The sequence below is a fragment of the Bremerella sp. JC817 genome, from assembly GCF_040718835.1.
Taxonomy (GTDB): domain Bacteria; phylum Planctomycetota; class Planctomycetia; order Pirellulales; family Pirellulaceae; genus Bremerella.
This window is the reverse complement of record NZ_JBFEFG010000275.1, coordinates 1-8,332: the sequence shown is the minus strand read 5'-3', so window position 1 is coordinate 8,332 and position 8,332 is coordinate 1. Positions and strand designations below refer to the sequence as shown.

At 50.9% G+C, this 8,332-nt stretch carries 5 protein-coding genes and 1 pseudogene; 3 read left to right on the top strand and 3 right to left on the bottom strand.

Features of this window, described 5'->3' with window-relative positions; translation table 11 throughout:
- Window positions 1-117: 117 nt before the first annotated feature.
- Both AB1L30_RS18140 and AB1L30_RS18135 read right to left on the bottom strand, forming a co-directional pair.
- The gene (locus AB1L30_RS18140) at window positions 118-1,263 is read right to left on the bottom strand and encodes a hypothetical protein (RefSeq protein WP_367014822.1); all 1,146 of its coding nucleotides are present in this window, start codon (window positions 1,261-1,263) and stop codon (window positions 118-120) included.
- Window positions 1,260-1,919, bottom strand: coding sequence for a hypothetical protein (locus AB1L30_RS18135; protein ID WP_367014821.1), 660 nt, complete (start codon window positions 1,917-1,919; stop codon window positions 1,260-1,262). Before AB1L30_RS18135 ends, AB1L30_RS18140 begins: the two co-directional genes overlap by 4 nt.
- 991 nt (window positions 1,920-2,910) lie before the next feature.
- On the opposite strand from AB1L30_RS18135, the gene AB1L30_RS18130 reads away from it, so the two are divergent.
- The 3 genes from AB1L30_RS18130 (at window position 2,911) to AB1L30_RS18120 (ending at window position 7,432) form a co-directional block, all read left to right on the top strand.
- A complete protein-coding gene (locus AB1L30_RS18130) occupies window positions 2,911-3,909 on the top strand; it encodes an ankyrin repeat domain-containing protein (RefSeq protein ID WP_367014820.1) in 999 nt (332 codons plus the stop codon).
- A gap of 1,568 nt (window positions 3,910-5,477) precedes the next feature.
- A complete protein-coding gene (locus AB1L30_RS18125) occupies window positions 5,478-6,125 on the top strand; it encodes a TIGR02391 family protein (RefSeq protein WP_367014819.1) in 648 nt (215 codons plus the stop codon).
- Window positions 6,126-6,382: 257 nt separating this feature from the next.
- On the top strand, window positions 6,383-7,432 hold the full coding sequence (locus AB1L30_RS18120) for a hypothetical protein (protein WP_367014818.1): 1,050 nt from the start codon (window positions 6,383-6,385) through the stop codon (window positions 7,430-7,432).
- Window positions 7,433-7,729: 297 nt separating this feature from the next.
- On the opposite strand, the pseudogene AB1L30_RS18115 reads toward AB1L30_RS18120, so the two are convergent.
- A pseudogene (locus AB1L30_RS18115) lies at window positions 7,730-8,194 on the bottom strand (IS5 family transposase); the annotation flags it as partial.
- Window positions 8,195-8,332: the final 138 nt, after the last annotated feature.

The following is an 8,332-nucleotide window of genomic DNA, read 5'->3' as shown; positions in this document are numbered from 1 at the left end:
GGCTTCACCATTTTCCACTGCTCGTCGGTGAGCAGAACCTCACGCTTTCCAGCCATCGAAGGACTCCTTTCGATGGTAGGTGTAACGCAAATCGTTGCCTGGCGCAAGCTTATAACGTCAGGGTTTTGAAACAGCTTCTAGCGCCAATACATACCCTAACCATGAGTAGCTCGTGTTCACGACAAAATAACTTCCAATGAACGCCACGATCAACACTATTGTTATTACCCACGCCACTACATCTGCAATTAGCACCGCTAACCCGTGGTTCTTCCAGTACAATGCGCTTTGGACCTTAGATTTTTCATATAGCTCTTTGGCAAGCATCTCTTGCGTAGCTAGATGCGCTTTCTCCTCATCTTGAAACTTCTTGGCTTCCTCACCCAGGATTTCATCAACAACCCTCTTAAGAGATTCTGAAACCAATTCCGGCGTAATCGCCTCGTCATTACCTAACGTGAGCCGAACCAACTCGTCTTGAGCGAACTGGCTGCTCCTAAAAAGCTGATGCTGCGAAGCAGTAACCAGCCCACTCTCTTCAAGCTTTTCAATTTCCTTAAGAAACTTCTCCATAAGAGGTTGCGTTGGCTGTAAAGCGGCATAGGCGTATGACATCACCTCCATTATCGGCAACGAGATCGCGCCCATAGGGTTTTTCAGCCAAGCCATATTCGCCAAGCTAAAATCCGTGATAACGCTTGACACCTCCTGACTTTCTTCAAAACGCTGCCCATATTCGTAGGCTGCCTTCGCAAACGCACCATTACTCGTGACAAATGCCGCAATCGACCTTTCAAGCATTCCAGGAGCTGTCCCAGCCCTGAGTGTGTAAATTGCCCTTACACATTCCACATCATGCTCCTTTGCCTTTGGATTTCGGTGGGTAAAGCTATCACCCATTACATTTTCAAATGCTTCAACTGATATCTCACTTTCCTTTTGGTGTCGTGGTGTCTTTATCACCTCGACTCCTGCGTCCTTCAGGCCATTCTCAAGATTTGCAGCAATCAAACGCAAGTCGGACGGCGTCTTGCCTGTCCGTCTGGCCTCCGTCACGATACCCCCGACTCCATCAGGACGATCGAGGTACAATGCGGCGCCACAAATTGTGCGATTAATCTCGATTACAGTGTGCTGGAATACCGCGACTTTAGCAGCGAGTTGCTTGAGTAGATTGACTAATGTAGATGTCGCGGATTCTTTTGCCGCCCCCTCCAAACCAAGTAATTGAACAACCAATGGAGTATCGAGGAAAAAGGTCACGCACGATAGCTCTTGGGAGCGTTGATCAGGTCTGGGCACATGAGTGCATTGGCATACATATGCCCCTGGACAAGGACAATAAAGCTTTCGAATCTTTCTGGTTGAGATGACTGCAATGACATAAGGAAATTGCTAACAACTGCAATCTCATTGTCCTGTGACTCGCTCGTATTCGGAATTGAAGACCCACGCAAATATGCTTTAAGGCAATCGACGCCGAACCGCGCCAGAAATGATTCAAGAATCGCGATAGCACTTGCACGTGATTCAATTGGGCGAATAGTTGTTCGCGAAAACTCGACGAGTCCATCAATTATGGCATTTATATGCCTTTCGGCATTCACCTTTGACGCCGTGATACATGTATCTTCAATCTCGCCCGTAATTTGATATTTTCCGTGATCCTTTTCCAGAGCGATGTCTCGACTAAGTCGTTTTAGAACGATCTGAATTGTTTGTGACGGAATCTCGAGCCCAAAATCAGCGAGAACGTGGTCGCGCACTATGTGATCCGTGACAGGATCAGGTCGATGGTCAACAAGAACTTGCTGAACAAACGGCCTCAGGTAGTCCAGGTAGTCTGCGCCTCTATCATTATTTAGCTTTAGCATCGCAATGCTTGTCAATGTTGCAGAAGACGGCAATGACTCGTTCATTTCAGCGTTTTCCTTTTACACCTTACGCAACATATGGACGCTCTATGAGTCTCAACGTTCGCTCGAGACATGCGTACCTAATTGCCCTCATCCACTCTTCGGGTGAGTTAGGGGGCGTTCCGTTTTTTAAGAGCTCGCCTATTCTAGGGAGTTCCCTAATACTTCATCAAGATGACGACAACTTTCATATGCGGAGCGTTCCTCGGATGAATGTTGCTTGCAACGACATATTCTAGCTTCTTCTACCACTGGGTACTCGCCATTTGAAAGTTGCTCAAGGTCGACAACCTGTTTCAATTACAAAGACATTGGCCATTGGCACATCTGTTTCGGCCGGTGTTGGGCAGGCACCTTTTATGTGCGAGCTTTCCATGAACAGCAGCCAGGCATCGACTCGGCCAGGTCGCGATCGGTGGCTAAGGTATGTTGGCCTGGCGGTGGTCGGGCCAGTGGCACACCTAAGATGCGGGAGTTGGAAATGGTGGTTGGCAGTGCAATCTGGCCGGGATGCTAAAGGACGGGGAAGGGGAGCGAGCGACGCTGATCGAACGAGCAACCCAACATCAATCCCGTAGGGTGCGTCTCGACGCACCAGGCAGCGCCGGACGAGTGGCAACCTGGAAGCGGGCAACAGCCAATCAACAGCCAACGTGTGCCACTGGCTTCTAGCCAGTGCGAAGCAGGGACCAGGTTGCAACCTGTTTCAGCCACTAAGACACTGGCCAGAGGCCCGTGATGCACCTAAGATGCGGGAGCTGGGATTGGTGGTTGGCAGTGCTACCTTGCCGGGCTGCCGCCTCACCTATTGGGCGATGAGTGGGAAATGCCCCTGTTCGATGACAACAGTGGATTCTAGGGGCCGAGTTTGATGGAACGTATTGCAATGCATAAGACTGCATACCTTAAACAAGCAACAGGGCCATGCCCGGCACACCCATTTGGCAGAAATCGTTAAGCCTCGTCTCAGTTCCGGATAAGTAGGAGTGATGCCATGTTTGTTCAGCACCTGCGCGCTTTGCTCTTTCTGATATTGTGTTCTCAAATGGCACTTGCTCAAGAAAAGCCGGACGATTCGTTCGATGCTCGGATTCCCTATTTTTTACGCCCGAACCTTCAAACCATTACGCCGCCTCACGGTACCAAGCCGATACGGGAAGTTTTTTCGAGAGAGATTGACTCGCAGCTAGTCGAGGCCCTTTTGCTGGGACAAAAGCAGACGGCACAGCAACTAATCACAGAAGGCGCGCAAATCAACGCGAAGGGAAACAAGAATTTGAGCATATTGCATGTTCTTGCCGTTTTTGGGAGCGAGGAAGGAACTCGACTCGCGATCGAATTCGGCGCGAAAATCAATGTAAGCTCGGATACTCACTTAACTCCCTTGGCTCTTGCCGCAAGAGACAAGAGTAATTTTGCGACGTTTCAATTGCTCGTCGAAAAGGGTGCCGATCTTTCTTTCGCGAATGACGAAAGTAAGCTCGATCGAGGTTATTCTGTCGGTAGTCGAATCCTACACCATGCGTATTCCAACTTTGAGTTCCACTTGGATCAGGCAGACCATTATTGGTGGTATCTCGAACACGGAGGGGATATCAACGAGGTAGAGTCAAATGGACTGACACCAGTAGGAGAGGCCTTGGTCGGAAGCGGTTTTACGGCTGCCGTCGAATTCCTCAAGCGAGGCTCAAATCCGCACGTGGGAGAGCCATCTATGTACGAGGCACTTGAGACCGATCGATTTTTGGATGATCGAATAAAGGAAGACCCTGAAGGATATAAAGAATATCGAGAACTGCTGGACGAGATGCGCGAGCAGCCCGATTTGATCGCAGATGCCCAACGGCGAATGCGGAAGCATGAACAATTCCTGGAGCGTTACAAGAAGTCAGGGCATTACCAAGCAATCGAGCGAAAGAAGGCCGACGCGAAGGCACTCAGAGGAAAACTCGAAGAGTCAATTCCTCATCCCGTCGAGAATGTAAATCCGTAAAGATGAACAACACAATGCCCGGGTGCCATGGCCGTAGCCCTCAGTGGCCATGCTTTCCATCGCAAAACGATCAATCCGGTCGAAGCGAAATTGTCCTGGTGGCCGGACACGCACTTCGCACTGGCTGAGGGCCAGTGACACACCTGGGATGCGGAAGCTGGAAATGGTGGTTGGCAGTGCCACCCGGCCGGGGCTCGCTGGAAGGATCTGCCAGACTGGTATCTGTCGCCGAGCACGTGTTGGCGACGACTGGCCGAATGGAATAGCTCGATGACCTTGCTCGCGTTCGGGCTGGAACTTATGGCAAATGACGGTGCTAAATGAAGGCTATTTTGTTAATGAATCGGGAGTATTTCCGGAAACTAAACTTGTCAGCAACGATATGTGCGGAATTTGATGAGCCATTGGAGAAGGGCGATATCCTATTTGATATCGTTTCTCACCGTAGATACGAGATCAGTGAAAGAGGCTTCAGGCCCAGGCGAAGTCAAGCAACTGCCGATCGCTTACACTGGTCGCGTGAGGCTTCGTTTAGCATCGCAGGGAAGTGTGACGAAGCACTTGGTCGAGTACTCGTTGAAGAATCTGAATTGAAGAACCCTTGGTCACATCTAGTCTGTAAGATTGAAAGGAAATCGGGACGCCTCCCTTGTGATGTCCCAATCATTGGAGAGTTCGGAGTTCCGGAGGCTTCACAGCCCGCTGTAATGGTTATCACAAACACAAGCGTTCACATCATTGGCCAACACCATTATCCAATTGACACTCCTTGTGTCTTTTGCTGCACTGACTTGGCAGGGACACGCATCTTGGTCAGCCTCACAGCTGTTGCAACAATACCTTTCGCGAGTAGCAATCGAGAACTGGATTGGAGTGACGACGACACTGCATGTTCGCTAGTCTAAAACTGAGCTTAAGCCTCTTACCAGGAGGCACTGGCAATCTCAGCCATTTGCCAAGCATTCCGAGGAATGCTCCTGGTTCGCGCAGCATTGCGAACTAGCACGTCGGCACGTTCGGCAGGGTGGGGCGGCTGGCCATACCGTTTCTCATGTGCCACTGGCTTCTAGCCAGTGCGAAGCAGGGACCAGGTTGACGACCGGTTTCAGCCACTAAGACACTGGCCAGAGGCCAGTGGCACACCTAAGATGCGGGAGCTGGAAATGGTGGTTGGCAGTGCAACCTTGCCGATCCGGAAAACAATCCCGGATTGCATTCCACTGGTACTCCGTTAGATCATGATCCGACATTCGGCTTCCTTCCTTGAATCACTTTGGTCGGTAACTAGGGAAGGTTGCCAGATGTGCCCAGTTAAGACACTATCACTTGAAGGACAGTACCTAAAGATCATTAAGTATCCCTTGTTCATTTTACTCCCACCACAATCACCAAGTAGCTTGATAGGCAGATCGCAGTAACTTGAGATGGCAGCACTACCACAACTCCCAGAAAGTTCCCTTGAAACGACTTGTCGAGACGTTGCAGATGCAGCTACGCATAGGGAGCTAGACCGACTGTTTTCTCAGTGTGATATAGAGGAATGCGGCGGTACGCCAAAGTGGGAACGGATGCTGTTTGCACTTTCCACTAGGCAGAAACGTGATTCCTGCGGCAACAACGTCATCGCATTTCTCTGTGCATTGATACATCCATCACGTTTTGCTGGCCGTATTCCAGAGTTTGAAGCGTTCCGAGCGTCAATAAATTATCAACTTGCATTCATTGGGATTTCAATTAACGAAAAGGCTGAGGCAGTCCCAATTTCAGCCGCTTCTACAATCTCCGAAGCTCACGAAAGGGCTAACGAGCTTCGATCTGAGCTACAACATCGTGCGGTTCATCCCGATATCCTAGCATTCTGTAGTGCTGAATTATTGCAAGACAATTATTTTCACTGCGTTCTCGAAGCCACCAAAAGTGCCGCTCAAAAGATTCGAGATCGTACAGGCATTGAAGCTGACGGAAGTGGTTTGGTGGACCAAGTGTTTTCAATTAATTCTCCACGGCTTGCCCTCAACACCCTTCAGACGGAATCGGAACAGTCTGAACAGAAGGGTTTTGCTAATCTCCTTAAGGGAGTCTTTGGGACGTTTCGCAACGTGACAGCACATTCACCTAAGATTCACTGGGCCGTGAATCGGACCGACGCAATGTATGCCCTCACCATGCTTTCGTATATTCACCGCAGACTTGATGAGGCGGTGTTGGTTCGCTGAGGTGGTGCTCAAATTGGAGGCGCCAGTGCGAAGCAGGGACCAGGTTGCCACCTGTTTCAGTCATCGAGATACTGGCCAGAGGCCCGTGGCACACCTAAGATGCGGGAGCTGGAAATGTCGTTGCTAGTGCCACTCGGCCGATCGACCACGTTGGGTGCGTCGAGACGCGTCCTATGAACGACACGAACGGTTACGGATAGGGGCCGATTCTCATGGGAATAGATCGCCATATTCGACAGCCAATAGCATTGGTGACGATGCTGCTGATTTCCATAGCCACCGGCACAGTTACGGCGGAACAGCCTGACTCGCAATTGAGCATGATGGACATCCAGGCGGCTCTTATTCAGCAATACGAGCAAGGTATTTTACTGTTAGACTTTGAAGGTCAACTTAAAGCGGTCAAAGAACTGCACGATCGTACTCAGGGGAGTAAGAATGAGCCGCTTATTCTTAAATTGCCCGAGATCGAGTTCATCATGAATGACCTGCAGAAAGTGGCCAAGCTTGACCCAGCCCGCCGCAAAATTGCCGAGCAACAACTCGCGGAACAAGCCAAGGCTCACTTCAGCTCCCAAGCCGGTAAACATCTTGAAGCGGCTCGACACTTCAGGCACTCGCTCGATCTTGCAGAACCACTTTACGGCCACTCGTCCTACATCGTGGTCAATTTAAAAAGCAAGTTCGCCGGCACTCTGTTGTATTGCCAAGAGAACTTAGACGAAGCGATTTCTACAGCCCTCGACGCCAAGAAGGTGCTTGAAACCTTGAACTTGACCGAGAGCTATTTGTACCGCGAACTCCTGGTTACCTTGACGGGACTTTATTACGAGAAGAAGGATCGCAAGTCGCTGATACAAACAGGCGAACAGGCTGTCGCTTCATTTCAGAAAGATGGGAACGAGCACATTTACTCGCGATTTGCCCTCGTCACCGGACTACTTGCAGAAGCGTTGAATCAAGAGAAGCAGCATGTGAAGGCGCTTCAATATGCTCGAGCAGGGCTCAACAAGCAGCCACCCAAAGCTGGCCCAGAAGCCCCTTTCTACCTGCGCCTCTTGCAAGAGTATGCCCAAGCAAAAGTCGCAGGGAATGACTACGATAAAGTCCCCGAGGCCTACGAGGAACTGCTATCCGTTTCTGGCCAACTTCCCGGCTTTCCACTCGAAAGAAGGCTACAGTATCGCGAAGACTACCTGCCGATCCTGAAAACTCTCGGACAAACCGAACGGTACGATCAAGTTCAACTCGAAATCAATCAGTTGAAAGAAAGCTTGCAGGGGCGGAAGAGTCGGTACTCGATGTGATGAGATCATGGCAGTTAGAAACGAGCCAACGCTTTCACCCAAACAAGCTAAGATCCTCTAATCACGCCCCTGCGTGGCCATGCTTTCCATCACGAAACGATCGATCCTGGTCGAAGCGAAAATGACCTGGTGGCCTGACACGCACTTCGCACTGGCCAGAGGCCAGTGGCACACCTGGGATTCGGAACCTGGAACTGGTCGTGCCAGTGCTACCCAGCCGTTGAAAAGTTCAAGAATCCGTGTACTACATCGTCGGATCCAGGAAATGTAGACATTAGGCTCTGTCAGAAAACCCTATCAACACATGGTTTTCAAGTACCGCTGAATGAATGCCCATTTGAGCATACCGAGGAAGTTTCTCGCTCGCTTCTCGAAGCGGGTTAGGATGCGGCGGCATTCTTTCAGCCAGCCGATCAAGCGTTCGATGATGTTGCGTCGCCGGTATGTTTGCCGGTCGAACTTAACGAAGCGAGCATCTCGGTCTTCGTTCGATTTGCTGGGGATGATGGGCAGGATGCCGGTCACGACCAGGTACTCGTCGATCCATTCGGCCCGGTATCCTTTGTCGCCAGCGAGAAAGATGGGCATGATGATCTCGTCCGAGTCCTCGCCTCGCACTTCGCACGTCCCCAGAAGCTCGTGCAAGCACGTGGACTCGTGGGCTTGGCCGGGCGAAAGAACGGCGTGTAGAGGATGGCCATGCGAGTCACACAGCAGGTGGATCTTCGTGCTAAATCCCCCTCGACTGCGGCCTAAGGCTTCACAGCTAGCCTCTTCATCCGCCCCCTTTCACGGCTCCGGCAGCACATCTGGCCGCTCGAACGGTCGTTCCATCGACACACCACAACTCGGTGTCGATCGCTCCTGCGTCCACGTGAGCAGAACGCAGCAGATCCAGGA

Coding starts and splice junctions, on each gene's coding strand:
- AB1L30_RS18135 (WP_367014821.1), bottom strand. CDS start 1,919: ATGAACGAGTCATTGCCGTCTTCTGCAACATTGACAAGCATTGCGATG.
- AB1L30_RS18130 (WP_367014820.1), top strand. CDS start 2,911: ATGTTTGTTCAGCACCTGCGCGCTTTGCTCTTTCTGATATTGTGTTCT.
- AB1L30_RS18120 (WP_367014818.1), top strand. CDS start 6,383: ATGCTGCTGATTTCCATAGCCACCGGCACAGTTACGGCGGAACAGCCT.
- AB1L30_RS18125 (WP_367014819.1), top strand. CDS start 5,478: ATGCTGTTTGCACTTTCCACTAGGCAGAAACGTGATTCCTGCGGCAAC.